The sequence below is a fragment of the Nostoc cycadae WK-1 genome, from assembly GCF_002897135.1.
In the GTDB taxonomy this organism is placed as follows: Bacteria; Cyanobacteriota; Cyanobacteriia; order Cyanobacteriales; family Nostocaceae; genus Nostoc_B.
Genome location: NZ_DF978422.1, coordinates 1 through 19711, shown reverse-complemented (window position 1 = coordinate 19711; position 19711 = coordinate 1). Strand labels below are relative to the sequence as shown.

The 19711-nt window shown below is 38.9% G+C and carries 14 protein-coding genes; 6 read left to right on the top strand and 8 right to left on the bottom strand.

Annotation, left to right across the window (positions count from 1 at the left end; genetic code table 11):
- Positions 1–200: 200 nt before the first annotated feature.
- Entirely contained in the window at positions 201–659 is a 459-nt protein-coding gene (locus NCWK1_RS02240; RefSeq protein ID WP_103123570.1) for a GNAT family N-acetyltransferase, read from the top strand.
- A gap of 47 nt (positions 660–706) precedes the next feature.
- On the opposite strand, the gene NCWK1_RS02235 is transcribed toward NCWK1_RS02240, so the two are convergent.
- Together NCWK1_RS02235 and NCWK1_RS02230 are read right to left on the bottom strand one after the other, a co-directional pair.
- Positions 707–1519: a DUF1838 domain-containing protein gene (locus NCWK1_RS02235; RefSeq protein WP_103123569.1), complete on the bottom strand. Its 813-nt coding sequence runs from the start codon at positions 1517–1519 to the stop codon at positions 707–709.
- A 94-nt stretch (positions 1520–1613) separates the two neighbouring features.
- Positions 1614–2459, bottom strand: coding sequence for a GGDEF domain-containing protein (locus NCWK1_RS02230; RefSeq protein ID WP_103123568.1), 846 nt, complete (start codon positions 2457–2459; stop codon positions 1614–1616).
- Positions 2460–2805: 346 nt separating this feature from the next.
- Here NCWK1_RS02230 and NCWK1_RS02225 point away from each other — a divergent pair, with 346 nt between their 5' ends.
- Positions 2806–3129: a hypothetical protein gene (locus tag NCWK1_RS02225; RefSeq protein WP_096580551.1), complete on the top strand. Its 324-nt coding sequence runs from the start codon at positions 2806–2808 to the stop codon at positions 3127–3129.
- Positions 3130–3253: 124 nt separating this feature from the next.
- On the opposite strand, the gene NCWK1_RS02220 is transcribed toward NCWK1_RS02225, so the two are convergent.
- Positions 3254–4069, bottom strand: a complete 816-nt coding sequence (locus NCWK1_RS02220) for a M15 family metallopeptidase (RefSeq protein ID WP_103123567.1) — start codon at positions 4067–4069, stop codon at positions 3254–3256.
- Between the two features lie 100 nt (positions 4070–4169).
- On the opposite strand from NCWK1_RS02220, the gene NCWK1_RS02215 reads away from it, so the two are divergent.
- Positions 4170–5087, top strand: coding sequence for an AEC family transporter (locus NCWK1_RS02215; RefSeq protein WP_096580555.1), 918 nt, complete (start codon positions 4170–4172; stop codon positions 5085–5087).
- Positions 5088–5128: 41 nt separating this feature from the next.
- Here NCWK1_RS02215 and NCWK1_RS02210 read toward each other — a convergent pair whose 3' ends face one another.
- A complete protein-coding gene (locus tag NCWK1_RS02210) occupies positions 5129–5647 on the bottom strand; it encodes a phosphoribosyltransferase (protein ID WP_096580557.1) in 519 nt (172 codons plus the stop codon).
- Positions 5648–5718: 71 nt separating this feature from the next.
- Here NCWK1_RS02210 and NCWK1_RS02205 point away from each other — a divergent pair, with 71 nt between their 5' ends.
- The 3 genes from NCWK1_RS02205 (at position 5719) to NCWK1_RS02190 (ending at position 13574) form a co-directional block, all read left to right on the top strand.
- Complete coding sequence (locus tag NCWK1_RS02205; protein WP_103123566.1) at positions 5719–7158, top strand: MFS transporter; 1440 nt, start codon at positions 5719–5721, stop codon at positions 7156–7158.
- 167 nt (positions 7159–7325) lie between these two features.
- The gene (locus tag NCWK1_RS02200) at positions 7326–8093 is read left to right on the top strand and encodes a class II glutamine amidotransferase (RefSeq protein WP_096580561.1); all 768 of its coding nucleotides are present in this window, start codon (positions 7326–7328) and stop codon (positions 8091–8093) included.
- Positions 8094–9617: 1524 nt separating this feature from the next.
- Positions 9618–13574, top strand: a complete 3957-nt coding sequence (locus tag NCWK1_RS02190) for a beta strand repeat-containing protein (protein ID WP_103123565.1) — start codon at positions 9618–9620, stop codon at positions 13572–13574.
- A gap of 75 nt (positions 13575–13649) precedes the next feature.
- Here NCWK1_RS02190 and NCWK1_RS02185 read toward each other — a convergent pair whose 3' ends face one another.
- The 4 genes from NCWK1_RS02185 to NCWK1_RS02170 form a co-directional block, all read right to left on the bottom strand.
- Positions 13650–14435: an FHA domain-containing protein gene (locus NCWK1_RS02185; RefSeq protein ID WP_103123564.1), complete on the bottom strand. Its 786-nt coding sequence runs from the start codon at positions 14433–14435 to the stop codon at positions 13650–13652.
- A gap of 60 nt (positions 14436–14495) precedes the next feature.
- Positions 14496–17222: a PAS domain S-box protein gene (locus NCWK1_RS02180; RefSeq protein WP_103123563.1), complete on the bottom strand. Its 2727-nt coding sequence runs from the start codon at positions 17220–17222 to the stop codon at positions 14496–14498.
- 377 nt (positions 17223–17599) lie between these two features.
- The gene (locus tag NCWK1_RS02175; RefSeq protein ID WP_103123562.1) at positions 17600–18775 is read right to left on the bottom strand and encodes a DNA double-strand break repair nuclease NurA; all 1176 of its coding nucleotides are present in this window, start codon (positions 18773–18775) and stop codon (positions 17600–17602) included.
- Positions 18776–18848: 73 nt separating this feature from the next.
- Complete coding sequence (locus tag NCWK1_RS02170; protein WP_096580574.1) at positions 18849–19634, bottom strand: HAD family hydrolase; 786 nt, start codon at positions 19632–19634, stop codon at positions 18849–18851.
- Positions 19635–19711 lie beyond the last annotated feature (77 nt).

The following is a 19711-nucleotide window of genomic DNA, read 5'->3' as shown; positions in this document are numbered from 1 at the left end:
TCTACGGAAAGTGACAGAAGAGGGATAGACCACACATAGTGCTATGAAGTCAGGAGCTTAACTCATCCTATTTCTGACCCGATGCAATGTGTTTCGTGAGAGTCCATACTTTACGATGAGAAATTGTCAGCTAAATTTACAGATAGCGAGAATGATTGGTATAGCCTATTATTTCGATTTTAAGAATCTAAAGGTGTATTGTGAATATTAACTATCAAAAAGCGGCTATTTCCGATCTAACGATTCTTTTGGAACTTGTTGAGGAGTTTCATGAAACTGAAAACCTCCCATTTGATAAAAATAGCGATCGCAATGTACTCATAGAGTTGTTGAGGAATGAATCTTTTGGACAAATATGGCTGATTTTGCAAGAATATGAGGTCATTGGCTATATTGTTTTGACGTTAGGTTACAGCCTAGAATACCGGGGTCGAGATACTTTTGTGGATGAATTTTATCTTCGTCCAAAGCATCGTGGACAAGGTATCGGTACGCAGACTTTGATATTTGCAGAGGAAATTTGCCATAATTTAGGTGTTCAAGCCCTTGATCTAGAGGTAGACTTTGAAAACATCAAAGCTCAAAAACTCTACCATCGAGTTGGCTATCAAAAACATGCGCGTTTTCTGATGACAAAGCTGATGAATGAAGAAGCTTGAATTCAACTATTCACCAGTTCAGCAACACCAAATTATCCAAATTATTATCATTCCTCAGCTGCTGGTAAGGGAAAGATTTCACCTGCTAGGTAAGCATCAAAATGCTTTTGGAAGTATAACCAAGAAGTCATATCTTCTCCATCAGAAAATGCTTTAGGAGCTTGTTTATATAAAGGAAGGCGGTGATTAATTTCATCTTGTAGTACTTGGGGTAATCCTGCTAAACCGCTAACTTTGCTACCCACAGCACTATAAATGAGATTACCAGTGCGATCGCCCATTTTCATCCAAGGTAGCCATTGACCAATCCTATCCCAACTCAGCTTCAGCTGCGAAACTGAATTGAGTTCTGGATTAAATAAATCTGCGGTGGGGACAGTTAATTTAAATAATTCTGCGGCTTGGTAAGTTTTATATGGGCTATATTCGGCAAATTTGGGATTTTCTGCCAGGGGATTTGGATATGTTGGAAAAATATCAAAGACAAAAGTTGTACTGTCTCCCTCGACTTGCGCCGGAAATTTACCATTAAAATGTCCTTGCACGGGATTATTTGCAACGTGTAACACAGGTACAGTTTCACCAGTCCAGGGATTTTCCCATTTGGGCAAAATTTCTTCTGTTTCTGGGTTTAAGTAATAAGTCAGTTCACGAGAAGTAAAATCCCAACTACCTTCTTCTGTGGAAATACACCGACTAACACTCACTCCCAACATTTTAAATAAGAGTTTTCTTTTCTCTCCTGGAATAAAACTATAAATTTTACCTTTCCAACTTAAAAATGTAGATTCACTAGAGTCGAGAGAAGAGCGAGTTTTTACCCAATGTTGCGCCTCTAATTCTTTAACTTCTGCTACCATTTTTATTACCTCATTAACTGACTAAACAAAGGGTAGTCTTAAATAGGTCAAAATGACGACTAGCAATGCTAAATTTTAGATTTTATGTTCAAGCCTAATTTGTTGATAATTCATGGTGGAGTAAGTTTTTCCCCTTTTTTTTGGCACCATACATTAAATTATCGGCTCTCTCAAGCATTTCAGTTACTGAAGTTGGTGGTTTAATAAAAGTAATTGCACCAATACTAAATGTTACAGGCCAATTTTGTTCCTGCATGGCAGATGATAGAGTTCTTTGCAATCGCTGTAATACTATTTCTGATGCTTCATAACCAGTGCGTGGTAATAAAATAGCAAATTCATCACCACCTATTCTGGCAATTATATCAATTTTACGCAGATTATTTTTAGCATTTTCTGCTACTAAGCATAGTAGGCGATCGCCTACAGTATGTCCAAATTGGTCGTTAATATATTTAAAATTATCTACATCAAAATAAGCAATAGTTAAATGCTCTTTATGTCTTAAAGATTTATGAATTTCAATATTTACTAATTCCCAAAAAAATGACCTGTTATGTAATCCTGTTAAATTATCAGTACGCGCCAGCTTTTCTAAATTTTTTAATGTATTTTTTTGTTGTGATAAAAGATAATTTGTAAATAAAAAAAACACTAAAACTACAATCGTATTCCAATAAGGTACTAGAGGGTGTAAATAGTGAAAGTTTGGTCTTTGATTGACCAAAAAATTTGTAACTGCACTAATCAAAGAAACTACTACTCCGCTACAGTTATCAGCAAACCATGTGGCAATTCCAATCGGAATTAAATAAAAGATTGCTATTAAAATTTCTGGTGGTATCTGGTAATCTAACCAACCTATCAAGGTTATAAATAAGGCACTGAGCAATATTATGCACCATTTAGGTTGATTCTCTAATATTTTGATTAAATTCATATTCCCTCAGCTTAACTGCCACATTTTTTGCAGTTCTTTGTGGGTTATCAGCTTACACCTTACTTTTCACCCAACCATATATTTTCTTTTTTGTCAATCTTAATAAAATCAATTATATAAATATAATAATCTACACTGATGATAATAAATAAAAATAATAATTATGGATTAAAGATAGGTAAAATCTGATGATCAAGCTACTTTATGCAACACAAGTACTTTAATACATAGTTAAAGTTAGGCAAGTTAAAAGTTGAAATCATCTCCTTGAATTATTAGACATTTCTCCGGATAAAGGAAAAAACGACTGAATAATACTTCACATAATTTCTCTACACCAAAACCTATGGAACTGCCTCAACGCGTGTCAATTCGCTACAAAGACACTTCCTACAATATCAGTGAGATCCGCCTAAAAACTTTTCAACTTGCATTCAAAATCTGGGAAGAACAAAGTAAACCCAGAAAAACCGAGCTTTATGACTTTATATTAAATTGTCTCAAACAATTTGACCGCCAAGACCGTTTTGTTGTTTCCTATCTATTCTTAGAATTAACAGATATGATCCGTAATTCTTCTTTAGATAGAGGCATGAGAGAGGTGTTAATTAAAACATGTTTTAGAGAGTTTGCCTGTGCATTAACAGATTTTGAAAATGCGGAAAAATAAAGTCCCCCAAAAATTGTTGGTCACTCATAAAAAGTCAGAATTCAGAATTGAATTTTAGATTGTCAATTAGTGGGGAAAAGACCAGCCACTAATTGAGGCGGAATTCTGACTTTTCTCTTCTTCTTTAAGGTGATGCCTTAGCTGGTTTTAAATTTCTCGCTTTATAGAACATTTCTAGACTTTGGCGATCGCCTACGAACCTCCAATGCCAAGGTTCATAACTCACACCTTGCACATTATCTTTAGGGAAAGACATCTCAAAACCAAAGCGGGCTGCATTGGCTTGTAGCCACCCAAAAGCTTTAGTTTTATCAAAGTCAGCCTGGAGATTAGTCGCTGGTGATGCGCCGTCTCCAATATCCGCCGCATAACCCGTGTGATGTTCACTATGGCCAGGCGGCGCACTCAGGGAGGCTCTTTGGGCTGGGGTTTGATTTCGCTGCGCTCCTATATCAAAAAATAATTGCTCTTGTTCTTTCACAGAGCGAAAAGCAGAAATTGGCACCAAAATTACACCTGCACTCCGCGCTGCTTGCGTCATAGCGCGAAACTTTTCTGCCGCCGTCTTTCGCATTCTCATCCGGCGATCTGCGGTAATTGGCGCTAACTCTGACTCTGGTGCTTCTGGGTATGCTAAATGCCCCAATACCACATTATTATCTTGAGAATTTCCAGAGTTATTAGTGGTTGGAGTTGTACTGAGAGAATTAGCAGGCGATGATTGAGAATCGGCGGTTTTTTTCGGTGTAGTGAGAGAAAAGAAAAAACCACTAACTATAGCCAGCAGGATAAATCCCGCGACTCCCCCAATGAGCAAAACCAAAGGTTGTAAAGGTGTCTTAGATGCGACATCAGGAGTATCGCGTAAAGCCACTGGAATGTCATCACCTGTATCACCGGACGAATTTGGGGGTTTTCCAGAAAACCCAGCTTTATTCAAGGGTTAACTCCTGCTTTTGTGCAAAATTCATAACAGACTGTAGACTGGACAGAGATTAGCATATTCGGTACATTTTACATCTGTCTTTGTTAGCGAAATTTTGGCAAACCTCCTAGAACTATACGTCAAACTGGTAGGCTTAATCTTAATCGGATTTTTCCTGGGACGGAAACTACCTACCACAGTTCCAACGGGTTTGGGTCAGTGGCTTTTTTGGGTAGGAGTACCTGTAAGTATTGTTGCTTTTTTACGTCAAGCTGACTTATCCGCACAGATTTGGATTGCCCCGGCGATCGCTCATTTAGCAATTTTCTTGGGGGCATTTTTGGCTTGGTTAACTATTAAAGGCCAAGCTTATCTAACAAATACAACTTTCCAGCACCCAACTCAGGGAAGTTTTATTTTAGCGGCAATGGTTGGCAATACAGGTTATATCGGCTTTCCTGTGACTTTAGCAATGGTAGGCCAAGATTATTTTGCTTGGGCTTTATTTTACGATTTACTAGGGTCATTGTTTGGCGCTTACGGTCTGGGTGTCGCCCTAGCATCTCGGTTTGGCGATGGTGGGACAAACTATTGGCAAATGGCTCAGGCTATCTTGATTAATCCCGCTCTGTGGAGTTTTGGTTTTGGCTTACTGTTTCGTCAAGTTAGTATCTCTACCACTGCGGAATTTTATTTAGAGAAATTGGGTTGGTGTGCTGTAGCTTTATCTCTAGCCTTAATTGGAATGCGACTTTCTCGGCTCAATTCTTGGCAAAGAGTCCCACAAGCAGCCGTCAGCTTGGCAATTAAAATGCTCCTAGTTCCCCTGCTTCTCGGCAGTACTTTATCACTTTTTGGCGTGTCTGGTTCCGCTGCTAAGGTAATTGTTTTGCAAATGGCCATGCCGCCAGCATTTGCCACAATGGTGTTAGCCGAAACCTTCAATCTTGACCGCGACCTCGCCGTGACTTCCTTAGCACTGGGAGTAATACTGTTGCTGATGACTCTACCTGTTTGGCTGTGGCTATTTTAGATTTTGGATTCTATCCCATCCTTTCAAGCGGTTTAATTTTGTCAACATAGTTGACTCATTTTTTCTGCCAAAGCTGCGGGATTTGTATGTTCATAATGTTCAAAAGGCTGATGAATCCAGGGATTATCGGGTAAGTAATCAACGTAATAATCGGGTTTGATCACCGAACAGGCTTTATACCAAATAACGGCGCTGCGGACTTCTGCAATGGGAGAATCAATATTTTCCTTTAGCCAGGGAACAGTTTGCTGAAGGGTGATGCCAGAATCTACCAAATCATCAATTAAAAGAATGTGGGAACCCAACTGTTCAGTAGTCATCGTCAAATGATGAGAAAAGGTGAGATTGCCTCTTTCTTGTTTACCGGGGCCACTGTAGGATGATGTAGCTAAAATTGCTAGTGGTTTTTGATAAATTCGAGAAATAATATCTCCGACTCGCAATCCGCCTCTGGCTAGGCAGACAATTTGGTTGAATTCCCAACCAGATTGATACACCTGAACCGCCAGTTGTTCAATTTTATAGTGATATTCTGACCAAGAAACGTAAAGGTCTGGCATAAAGAAAGTGATTTTGAGGTAATACTGATAGCGATCGCAAATTTTTTATTCTAGTACGAGCGCCAGATATTATGAACGATTCTGCCCAAAATGGGACTTTAAGTAGAAAACTGGACTTTAAAACAAAACTAGCTTATGGTGCGGGCGATTTAGGCCCGGCAATTACTGCCAATATTTCGATATTTTTCTTGCTAGTTTTTTTTACAAATGTCGCTGGTCTGCCCCCAGGGATAGCTGGTAGCGTATTGTTAATTGGCAAAATTTGGGATGCAGTCAATGATCCTTTTGTCGGAACGTTGACTGATAAAACAAAATCTCGGCGTTGGGGTCGTCGGCTTCCGTGGATGTTATATGGTGCAATTCCTTTTGGTATTTTCTTTTTCTTGCAGTGGATTGTACCGCAATTTAGTAGCGATCGCAGTACTAATATTTCGGCTTTGTTTTGGTATTACGTGGTAATTGGCTTGATTTCTCAGGTTTTTTACACTGTGGTGAATTTGCCTTATACGGCAATGACTCCTGAACTTACTCAAGATTATGATGAGCGCACCAGTCTCAACAGTTTCCGGTTTACTTTTTCCATTGGTGGCAGTATTTTATCGCTGATTTTGGCGCAAATAGTTTTTTCTCAAATTGCTGACCGCCAACAACAATATTTTGTCTTAGCTGTAATTTGTACTGTAATTTCTGTAGTCTCTTTATATTGGTGTATTTTTGGAGTCCGCGATCGCATTTTAGCCTTTGAAGCTAAACGTATCCAAATTCCAGAACCCCCATCTCTACCATTTTTTGAACAGTTAAAAATTGTTTTTACCAATCGACCGTTTCTGTTTGTCATTGGCATATATCTTTTTTCTTGGTTAGGCGTGCAGATCACCGCCAGCATCATTCCCTATTTTGTGACTAATTGTATGGGTCTGAAAGAAGCAGACGTACCTACAGTGATGATTGCGGTTCAAGGTACTGCCTTAGTTATGTTATTCGTCTGGAGCAATTTAAGTAAAAAAATTGGCAAAAAATTGGTTTATTTTCTCGGTATGAGTTTATGGATTATCGCCGCAGCCGGACTATTTTTCTTACAGCCAGGTCAATTGGTTTTGATGTATGTGATGGCTGTAATGGCTGGGGTTGGTGTGTCTACAGCTTATTTAGTTCCTTGGTCAATGATTCCCGATGTGATTGAATTAGATGAACTCCAAACTGGACAACGCCGAGAAGGTATATTTTATGGTTTTATGGTTTTGTTGCAGAAATTTGGATTAGCTTTTGGGCTATTTTTAGTAGGTAATGCCTTACAATCTGCTGGCTTTAAAGAAGCTGTAGTTGGACAAACAACTCTACCTATTCAACCAGAATCTGCACTCACCGCTATTCGTTTTGCTGTTGGACCTATACCAACTGTTTGTTTAATTTGCGGTTTAGTTTTGACATATTTTTACCCTATTACTCGTGAAATGCACGCAGAAATATTGTTAAAACTAAAAGCACGTCGGGAAACGAGAGAAAGTTAGGAATTCGGAATTTTTTCTCAACAAATGTTTTTCTGCACTATTTGAACTGAAATTATCTACAGTAATGTGTTTTTAATACTTTATAACAATGACATACCGGATTGCTTTAAGAAGTCCGGTATCTGATTCTTGCATTTTTCACAACATCAAACTAATAGTTCGTAATTATGTGCCAACTGCTAGGGATGAATTGCAATGTTCCCACAGATATTTGTTTTTCCTTTGAGGGTTTTTCAGCACGAGGAGGAAAAACAGATGATCATAGTGATGGTTGGGGGATTGCATTTTTTGAAGGAAAGGGATGTCGGCTATTGTTAGATGACAAACCTTCTGTTACATCTCCAGTAGCAGATTTGGTACGGCGCTATCCCATCCACTCTACCCATGTTATCGCCCATATCCGTAAAGCAACTCAGGGCGAGGTAGCCTTAAAAAACTGTCATCCGTTCCAAAGGGAACTGTGGGGTAGGTATTGGGTATTTGCCCATAATGGCAATTTACCAGATTTTCATCCCCAAAATATGGGCTTTTACGAACCAGTGGGAAACACGGATAGTGAAAAAGCATTCTGCATCATCCTAGAAACTTTGCGAGAAGCTTTTCCGCATGGTAAACCTCCCTTAGACAAACTTAATTTTGTCCTCCGTCAAATTACGGCTGAAATAGCCAAAGTAGGTGTTTTTAACTATTTGTTATCGGATGGAGAACACTTTTTTGCTCACTGTTCAACGAAACTAACCTACATTGTACGTCAAGCCCCCTTTGCCGCAGCCCACTTGATTGATCAAGATATGACTGTGGATTTTCGGGAGTTGACTTCGCCAAGCGATCGCGTCGCCGTCATTGCTACTACCCCCCTCACTGATAATGAAGTCTGGACTACAATCCAACCTGGAGAATTGCTGGTTTTTCAAGACGGACTACCCCAAAAATAACGAGAAATAGATCTATGTCTCGTAAATCCTATCTTGCAATATTCTCAATAATCCCAGGCTGGGCAATTTTGCTAATTTAAAATTATTTGACTTTTGGCTTCCGCCTTGTAGTACTAGTGTAAGCCTTAATGTCAGACTTACAGATATGCGCCTTTAATAAATAATTTTTATTGTTATTCCAGTTAAATGGCTGACTTGAAAAAATATTAAGGGATAAAATTCTTTTTTCAATCTAAAATATAAGCTTCGCAAAAAATAATTTAAGCAAAATTTTCGATTTATGCTTTCCTTTAGGTGAATTATCCCATATCCAAACTTTGGCTAGTACATCAAGACTTTGTATCATGCACAAGTTGTATTCAGGAGTTATAAATTGATTGTAAATTTCCGCAAAAAATTTCATATCTACAAAAAAATTAACAATCTTTATCAATACCGAAAATTTACAAAAGCTTGAATAGTAATTATAAATCCTCATCACCATAGATAAAGAAATAGGTAATAATCTTTTTATTTTTCATTCATTATGGATTACATAATTATCCTGGCAATATCTACCCAAAGCGAATGAAGTAAGCCCTGTTTTATTAAAGGAAATTTCTCTATTTACTTCCTTTAACATATTTCTTTGCTATCAAAAAGTGAATAATACACAAATACAAGTATTGGTATGCTTATTTATATACCTTTGCTAATGACTGTAAAGAGTATGTAAAGATGCCTTTGGTGAGAATAGACACCTCAGTAAATATACAGTACAATTTAAATAAATTATTTAGATATTACCTAGCTACTAAGCTAAATAATCATAGGCAATAGCCCACAATGACATCATGGGAGCGCCTTTCTGTGTCACATACATCTTTAAGCTTGATTTTTAGATACTTGATTAGCGATCGCTAATGATCAAAGGATGGTTGAAATAAAGCCTAAACATAAATGTTTGTCTGGGAATTTATAGAGGCACAGATAGTGCAGAGATAACGGCTAAAAATATAATACATACCAATTTAAGAAACACAATACAGCAGATAGCTGGCTAGGAGCATATATTCACTCTTTGATAATAATTACAGAGTGTGGAATTTCGCTTGTTTGAAAGATTAATGTATAGTCGAGATTATTTAAATTGGTATTGTTTCGATAGCGCTTTTCACCGCCTGAGCATAAGAGATTTTTAAGAATCATATTCAATCATAATTAGTAATAAGGCGGGAAAATAAACATGTTATCCATTTGTGTTTTTTTTAATCAATAGGTAAAACTTTATAAAAAATTACTGTCATTATATGAGCTAATATGCTTCAGTTAAATATGTTTGTACTTAGTTAATGCGACAGCAAAAGCCAACATTATGTTGCAAATTGTGCCTTGGAAATTTAACCAAATTGTATTGCTTCTGGCTGACAAAAATATGCTGAAAGTCACAACTTTTGGGAAATTTTTTGTTGCTTAAAACAGCAAAATCTGTAATTTGAAAACTTTCTAGTTACTGAAACAATCGATTTATTTTAGGTAAAAATTATGGCAATTAATGGCACCAATGGCAATGATAATATCATTGGCACACCAGGCAATGATATTATTAGAGGCTTTGCGGGAAATGATACCCTCACAGGTAATGGCGGTGACGACAATCTAGATGGTGGGGTTGGTGATGATACCCTTTCGGTTTATAGTTCATCAGGAAATAGCATCCTCAACGGTGCCAATGGGAACGATATCTTAGATGCGGATGAATCAACCGGCAATAACCGACTCAATGGTGGTGGTGGTGATGATTATTTGTCGGCAGTTGGTTCCGAGGGAAATAACACCCTCATTGGCGCAAATGGGAACGATATATTAAATGTCGATCAGTCAATCGGCAATAATCTGTTGAATGGTGAAGATGATGATGATTATCTTTCTGCCATTGCTTCATTTGGCAATAACACCCTCCGAGGTGGTGCCGGTAACGACAGAATAATTGTGGATTCTTCTGACGGAAGTAACCTACTTGAAGGTGGTGCTGGTAATGATGAACTGTCTGCTATTGGTGCTGCTGGAAATAACACTCTTAATGGTGGGAACGGTCAAGACACGTTAAACATTGACAATTCTACAGGCAATAACACCCTCAATGGTGGTGCAGGAGATGATTATATTACGGCGATCGCTTCATCGGGAAATAACATCCTCAACGGTGGTAATGAGGACGATACATTAGATGTGAGTGATTCCACAGGGGATAACCAGCTAAATGGTGACAACGGTAACGATACCCTGACAGCTTATCGTTCATCTGGATATAACATCCTCAGCGGCAATGCTGGTGACGATTCATTAGATGCGGATGAATCAACTGGAATTAATATCCTCATCGGTGGTGATGGTGATGACTATCTCTCGGCGATCGCTTCATCTGGAACTAACATCTTCAACGGTGGTACTGGGGCAGATATCTTAAACATCGATCAGTCAACCGGCCATAACCTGCTTTTTGGTGGTGCTGGTAATGATTATCTGTCGGCGGTTGGTTCCGAGGGAAATGACAACACCCTCAATGGTGAAGGTGGTAACGACAGATTAATTGTGGATCAATCCATCGGTAACAACCTACTTGATGGTGGTACCGGTAATGATGAGCTTTCTGCTGTTGGTACTTTTGGGAATAACATCCTTGATGGTGGTACCAATCAAGACACGTTAAACGCTGACGATTCTACAGGGAATAACCGACTCAATGGTGGTGAGGGTAATGATTATATTACAGCGATCGCTTCATCTGGAAATAACCGACTCACTGGTGGTGTAGGTGATGATGTCTTAAATGTGAGTGATTCCACAGGGGATAACCAACTGAATGGGAATAACGGTAACGATACCCTGACCGCTTATCGCTCATCTGGTGATAACACCCTCAACGGTGGTGCAGATGACGATACATTAGATGTGGATGAATCAACTGGTAGCAATACTCTCAACGGTGGTACGGGTGATGACTATCTCTCGGCGATCGCTTCATCAGGGAATAACACCCTCATCGGTGCCAATGGGAATGATATCTTAAATGTCGATCAGTCCATCGGCGATAATGTGTTAAATGGTGGTGCTGGTGATGATTATCTGTCAGCAGTTGCTTCCAAGGGGAATAACACCCTCATCGGCGCAAATGGGGAAGATATATTAAATGTCGATCACTCAATTGGCAATAATGTGTTGAATGGTGGCAATGATAATGATGAACTGTCTGCCATTGCTTCATTTGGCAATAATACCCTCAGAGGTGATGCAGGTAACGACAGACTAATTGTGGATGATTCTGACGGAAGTAACCTACTTGAAGGTGGTGCTGGTAATGATGAACTGTCTGCTATTGGTGCTGCTGGAAATAACACCCTTAATGGTGGGAACGGTCAAGACACGTTAAACATTGACAATTCTACAGGTAATAACACCCTCAATGGTGGTGCGGGTGATGACTATATTACAGCTATTGCTTCCCAGGGGAATAACATCCTCAACGGTGGCGATCAGAACGATAGATTAGATGTGAGTGATTCCACAGGGGATAACCATCTGAATGGGAATAGCGGTAACGATACCCTGACCGCTTATCGTTCATCGGGCGATAACACCCTCAACGGCGATGCTGGTGACGATACATTAGATGCGGATGAATCAACTGGTAGCAATACTCTCAACGGTGGTACGGGTGATGACTATCTCTCGGCGATCGCTTCATCGGGAATTAACACCCTCAACGGTGGTAATGGGGCAGATATCTTAAATGCCGATCAGTCAACCGGCAATAACCTGCTTTATGGTGGTGCTAATGATGATTATCTGTCTGCTGTTGGTTCCGAGGGGAATAACACCCTCAATGGTGAAGGCGGTAACGACAGATTAATTGTGGATCAGTCCAGTGGCAATAACCTACTGGATGGTGGTAGCGGTAATGATGAGCTTTCTGCTGTTGGTGCTTTTGGGAACAACACCCTCAATGGTGGTGAAGGTAACGACACCTTAAACATTGATAACTCCACAGGTAATAACCTACTTGATGGGGGTATTGGTAATGATGAGCTTTCTGCCCTTGGTGCATCAGGGAATAACACCCTCAATGGCGGCGCAGGTGATGACTCAATCTACCTCAGCACTGCATTGCAAGAATTAACACCACTGGCTGTACAGACAGTAGATGGTGGAGAAGGATACGATCGCCTTTCAGCTGATTACAGCCATGCTACCGCTGGTATTACCTCCACATATAATGCTTTAACCAACAGTGGTAGAATCACCGCAGGTACAAATCGGGTTAACTACAGCAACATCGAAAGCCTCACCCTTATCGGTACAGCCTACAATGACAATATTGTAGGAACTAACGGTAACGATACACTTTCTGGTGGTAGTGGTGGTGATGATGTAATTAACGGCGGCGCTGGTAATGATTATATTTCTGCTATTGGAACATCTGGGAATAACAACCTCAACGGTGGCGAAGGTGATGATACGCTAGATGTTCATGATTCCACAGGAGATAACCTACTGAATGGTTACAACGGTAACGATATCCTGACTGCTTATCGTTCCGAGGGTGATAACACTCTTATCGGTAATGCTGGCGACGATACATTAGATGCAGATGAATCAATCGGTAATAACACCCTTGATGGTGGTAGTGGCGATGATCATCTGTCGGCGATTGGTTCATCTGGTAATAATACCCTCAATGGTGGCGCTGGGAGTAATATCTTAAATGTGAATCAATCTAGCGGCAATAACACCCTCAATGGTGATAATGCTGATGATGTGTTGTTGGCAGATACTTCAATAGGCAATAACACCCTCACCGCCAGAGGTGGTAATGACAGATTAAGTGTGGAGTATTCCGAAGGGATTAACCTACTTGATGGTGGTGTGGGTAATGATGAATTGTCTGCTATTGGTTCTTTTGGGAATAACACCCTCTACGGTGGCAATGGTAGCGATATATTAACTGTGGATTATTCCAGCGGCAATAACCTACTCTCTGGTGACAGTGGGAATGATACTCTGTCGGCTGTGGGTGCGACTGGGAATAACACCCTCGACGGTGGACTGGGTAATGATACCCTCATCGGTGGTAATGGCAATGATTTTCTCATAGGCGGCAGAGGTAGCGATCTCATCACTGGCGGTAGCGGTGCAGATACTTTTGTCTTTAATAGTTTCAATGAAGGGACTGACACTATTACTGACTTCAGTATCACTAATGACATCATTCAGATATCAGCAGCTGGTTTTGGTGGTGGTTTATTAGCAGGTGCGCTATCAATTAGTCAGTTTACTTTGGGAACATCTGCAACTACTAGTGATCAGCGATTTGTCTATAACAACACGACTGGTGCGCTGTATTTTGACCAAGATGGCAATGCTGGTGCATTTAGACAGGTGGAACTAGCACAACTATCTGGTGCGCCTGCATTGAATGTAAGCAATTTTGTGATTGTTTAAAAACTTGCAAAAACCTAATTATTAAATTCAAATAGTACAGAAAACCAAGGTTATGCTCACAGCGTAACCTTTTTTCTATTGATTAATTATTTTTTGCAGCGATCGCCAATCATAACCAAATATTTTACCTGTTGTAAAAAGCAAATATCCTGTAAAAAATAAAGTTGAGGTTAGCAGTAAAAGTAAGAGGTTGACTGAGGCAAAAATTCGCCCGGTGAATATCATAATGGCGATGCCTAATGCAATCAAAATCCAGCCTAGATTGCGGTTAATTCTTTGTTGACACAATACAAAAATTCCGACAAAACATAAAATTACGCTTGGAAGACCAAAAAATATGCCAATTCTAATATTGGCGGTGGAAATTACGATGCTGGCAACTATCAAAGTCAAACCTATGAGCTTAGTTGTTTTATCTACCACAATTGATTTATTTTGTTCAACTAGTTGGGGTGCAATTTGAGTGATTTGAGCAGATGTCAGTAAATTTGGTGGATGTGTTGGGGAATTTTGGAAAATAAAAGTGACAGAATGTCCTTGCCCAAGGTCGATGCGATCGCCTACTTTTAAATGATGTGTAATTCCAGGTTCTAGCTTGATATCGTTGACAAATGTGCCGTTAACACTACCTAAGTCTTCAATTAAGTAATTGCTAGAATCTATCCGAATTTGAGCATGAATGCGAGAAACTACCTCTGCATTTGGCAAACTAGAAACATCAATATCAGGTGGATGTTGATCATTTGGCTTACCAACCCGAATCACCATCAGGTTTGGTGGTAAGTTAAAAGCCGTGTTTGTCTGGACATGGAATAGCTCTAAACTTAGCCCTGTAGTGCTAACTTGATTGGTATTTTGCATAGCTTACCGTTGTATCACTATTCCTATGTTAGATAGTTTAGGCGATCGCTGGCAGTGTTTCTAATTTAACCTTACGGGAATTTTAATTAAAAATTCTGTCCCTTTGCCTGGTTTTGAGACACATTCCAAGCTACCGCCATGTTTTTCTACAATAATTTGGTAGCTAATAGATAAACCTAAACCTGTGCCTTTACCTATAGGCTTGGTGGTGAAAAATGGATCAAATAAACGGTTTATAACATCTTCTGTCATCCCAGAACCATTATCAGCAATTTTGATAGAGATAAAATTATTGTCCAAATATTCTGTACGAATCAGAATGAGAGGTTGCAGTGCTTCTTTGTGATTGTCTGCTGAGTTTTTTGCCTGAATTATTGACTCTTCTAAAGCATCAATCGCATTGGTTAAAATATTCATTAATACCTGATTTAATTGTCCAGGATAACAATCAACTAACGGCAAATCATTGTATTCTCTAATAATAGATATATTTAACCCGATGCCATTATTCTTCCAGCGATGATGCAAAATTAGCAAAGTATTTTCAATACCTTCATGGATATCAACTAATTTTTTATCAGCTTCATCCAAGCGGGAAAAATTTCGCAAGCTCAAAACAATTTCTCGAATGCGGTTAGTTCCCATTTTCATAGAAGTTAGAAGTTTTGATAAGTCATCGGTAATAAAGTCTAAATCAACTTCTGTCGCCAGTTCGGCAATTTCTGATGTAGGTTCTGGATACTGTTCTTGATAAAGATTTAGCAACTTAATTAAGTCTTCAACATATTCGCTGGCATAATTAATGTTGCCATGAATAAAGTTAACTGGATTATTGATTTCATGAGCAACTCCAGCTACTAATTGTCCCAAACTTGACATTTTTTCATGTTGAATTAGTTGAGATTGAGTTTGCTGCAATTGATGTAAAGCTTGAGTGAGTTGTTCTGCTTGAGTTTGGGCGGCTAGAGTTGCAGCCCGGCTTTGAGTATATAATTGGGCATGATCAATGGCGATCGCTAATTGATCTGTCACAGCTTGCAACAATCCAATATCACTATTACTCCAAATGCGATCGCCATCACAATGGCTGCAAACAATTGCGCCAAATTCGCCAGAATTGCTTTTAACTGGTAATAGTAATTGCGCTGTAATGCCAAATTCACTTAATAGTGCTTGCATCCGTGGCTGACTAGAAAAATCTTCGTGCTTACTATTGATGCAGACTAATTCTTTAGTTAAGAGCATTTCTGCTAATAGATCATGCTTTTGCAGCGACAAATTACCTAACATAGGAGGTAATTTAGGGTTCAGTGCTTCATGAGTAATCGTCAGACTAGTTTGAGGAAAATCGGGAGAATATTGCAGAAAGTAGCAACGGTCAACTTGTAATAAATTGCGAATTTCATTAACAGCGGTTTCTAAAATTGTATCCAGGTCAAGAGAACTACGAATTTGACTAGCAAGTTGTAGTAATAAGGCTTCTCGACGACTTAATAGTTCTTCCCTAGCCCAAATTCTATCAATAGCAACAGCAATATTATTAGCAATCCAATTCAACAAGTTATGGGTGGTTTCATTAAATAATTCCTGGCTAAACAAAGTCATGATGCCAATTAATTGCTGTTCTACAATTAAGGGATAAGCAGAAAACCGCAAAATGGCAGATGTTGAATCAAGTAAGTTATCTTGAGAATGAATGCTGACTTCTTCATTCAAAATTGGTTGATAATTATGAGACATTAGCTCAACAATTTTGTTGGCTATGTTGATATGATTAGGAAAATCTTGATTATTACTTAAAGCCCTACAATTAGCATCTTGGCAATGCACACCAGCTTGGAACTCTAATGGCTGTGTTTGCTGTTCAAAAGTCCAGATATGTACCAAGTCAACATCAAGATAACTCGATATCGTATTTAGACAACTTTGGAGAATATCTGACAACGTGCCACTTTGAGATAAGACTAAACTGACCTCTGCACTTAATAATGATAAACGCGATCGCTCAAATAAAGCTAAATCTGCAAACTTACGTTGTGTGATATCGGTGCGAATAGCTACATATTGGTGTGGTTTACCATCGTTATTTAACATGGGTGCAATCAGTGTATCTACCCAATAAAAACTATTATCTTTAGCTTTATTCCTAATTTCTCCTCTCCAGATTTTGCCTGCGGCAATAGTCTGCCATAAATTTGTGAAAAATTCCTGAGAATGATATCCAGAATTAATTATGCGATGGTCTTGCCCTAATAATTCTTCTCTAGAGTATTGTGAAATTTCACAGAATTTATCGTTGGCGTAATTTATTCTTCCAGTTATATCAGTAATAGCAACTAAAGAATGAGCATTTAAAGCAAATTTGAATGCTTCTAACTCTTGAATATTTTTTTGCAATGCCATCTCATTTTCTTTTTGCAGCGTGATGTCACGAGCTACAGCATAAATCAAATTTTCTTCGCTAAATGGAGTACAAGACCAGGAAAGCCATTTATATGAGCCGTCACGGCATAAATAGCGATTTTCAAAGCGAATTGTCTCAAAAGACATTGCTAGTTTTTGGGCTTCTAAAATCGTGTTATTTTTATCTTCAGAATGTACAAACTCAATAAATGGCTTACCTAATAAATCTTGTTCTGACCAACCTAATATTTTTGTCCAAGCTGGATTAATTTCCTTAAAATAACCATCAAATCCAGCAATACATAATAAGTCTAAAGATAAAGAAAAGAATCGAGAATATTGTTCTTTTGATTGGTGATGATTTAATTGCACTTGTATTTGCATAATCAAGTTTGCCAGTTTTGTTTGACTTTATAAATTTTGAAAATATTGATTTGTGAGAATTAGTTTATTTTCACAATTTCCCAAGTCATGCCAATTAATTACTAGCAACTCGACAAGATAAAATTAGTCGATTATTAGCAATAAAAAATTATTACTATCTACGGCCGCCTTTACACTTCCATGCTAGTTTTTGGTGATTATATTCACCTGATAACTTTGTGTTGTCGAGTACGAATAATTTTTGTTACCCAATTTACTAAGTATATATTTCCCTAAAAAAATATTAACTAAACATGAACTACATCAAATTAAAATAAGAAGTGTTACAAAAGCAGATTTAACTACCTTTGGCAAAGATTGATAATTATTTACAAATATTAAGCAATGCTGCCTCGTTTTCGAGCTTCTTTGTAAGAAGTACCAACATTTTTCAAGCCAGCTTTAATCATTTGTTTTTCTAAAAGGGCGAAGAAACGAGCTTTATCGCCACCTCTGACCACAGCTTGATTATGTGCTTCGGCGATCGCTACTGGGTAGCCATATCCTTTTTGCACTTGCGCCAGCATTAAACCTAATGCTTCATCAAACATAATTTTATTTTCTACAACCCAGGCTGGAACTTCAATCCGGGCAATTTCTGTACCTACGTGAACATAGCAAAAATAAATGCTTTGTCCTTCATAAAATTCTAAAATTCGTGCATTACTCCGCCATAAAGGGCCGCGTTGTCCTGGTTGAAGTTGAGTAGACCACAAAGATGTATCTCGTAAAGGTTCAAAAACTTTGCAAGGAACCTTTTCTAACTGATTGGGACAATAACTTACACAGTCAGGGACTGGATGAGGACAAGCCATCAACCGCAAAAAGTTAATCCCTTCAACGTTACGAGAAGCACTCAGATAACCCATTAACGGAATTCCCGCTTCCCGTAGCTGCTGCCAAGCTTGCAAAATCGGCAGTAAAATGCGATCGCGGGCATCAAGCGGTAACTGTTCCAAAAACCAATAAACTAAGGAACCATCCACCATTGCTAAGGTTGGCGCATCACTCTTAGCCGCACAAGCTAATTCAGCCAATACCGTTGCTTCACTCGCTGTCCGACAAAAACCCATCCATTCTTCAGTTCTAATTCCCCACTGACGTGACGCATATAAATCTTCGGGGCGGTAAAATACCTCTGGCAAACTATCAAGCAGTGGATGGCGATTTTGACCGTAGTGTAAAACAACTCTGCCAATATTTAAGAGATAGCAATAAGCAATTTCGTGATGGCTAGGTGCAATTTGTGAACCGTCGGTAGCGATGACAGTATGTACTTTAGGCGGAACAGGAATATCAATACGAGTTTCTAATGGCTCAATTGGGGTAGCATTAGCAAAAAGAATGCGATCGCGCCATTTTTCTTGACGTTCAATTAAATCTTGCTGACACGCGTAAGCATTTATTAAATGTTGTTGCGCTAATTCTAAACGCTGACGACCAGCAACAGCTTCTAGTGATAGATGCTGACTTAAACCTTGCATTTGTCGCGCTAATTTTGTCAGGTCAAGCATAAATTTTTAGAGGTGATTCACCCTACTGAAGCCATTATATAGAGACGCAAGATATCACGTCTCTACAACTTTTTTACAACCAATCTGAGAAATTCTTGGCAAACTGTGACAGCGATAGTAACTGAATTCGCTCGTCATCTTGAGCAGCTTTCCTTTCTGGTTGAGTATTATAGCCCCAATCTGCTAAGAAAAGCTTCACATCTTCCAGGTCAGCTTGCTGTTGAACTAACTGCAAAGTTTTGATTCGGTCTTCAACAAACCATAAACGAACTGGCTGTTGCTTGGCTGTCTGAATTAATTCTCGCAGAATTTCATATTTGGGACGTTTCACCTCTTTGCCAAAAATAGCTGTTTCAGGCAAATTCACCCCTTCTTGCTGCAACAATTGCTGCACAAACCGCCCTTCTTTCGTGGTAACTATGAAAAATTCCACATTACTAGCCAGCGTCAATTTAATTTTTTCAATCACACCTGGATAAAATTTGTGCAGATTCAGCCAACCTTGTAAATCTGTCGCAATCCATTCATCCCGCAGGTGATCTAGTTTGGCACTGATTTCTCTGGCTTGCAAATTATTTGTTAACAAAATTTGTGGAGTAATCGTTGTCCATTCCTGAAGAATCTGTTCATCAGAAATTCCCTCTAACAAAGCCTTAATTAAAACAGGCATTTCCCAACCTGTTTCAATTACTGGTCGAAGACGGTAAAATCTCAAGGCCAAGTCATCAGGTGGCGTATCGTTAGCTGGCGACCAAAGTTTACAATAGGTACGCCATGCTACCTCAAAATATTCAATTAGTCCGTCGCAAATTACTCCGTCAAAGTCTAAGGCTAAAATTGTAGGGCTACTGACCGTCATAGTTCTGAGCATGAAAACTGCTTTTGAAAGCTTACATGAAAAATCAAAATACAGCACTTTGTCTAACGGTTTGGTAC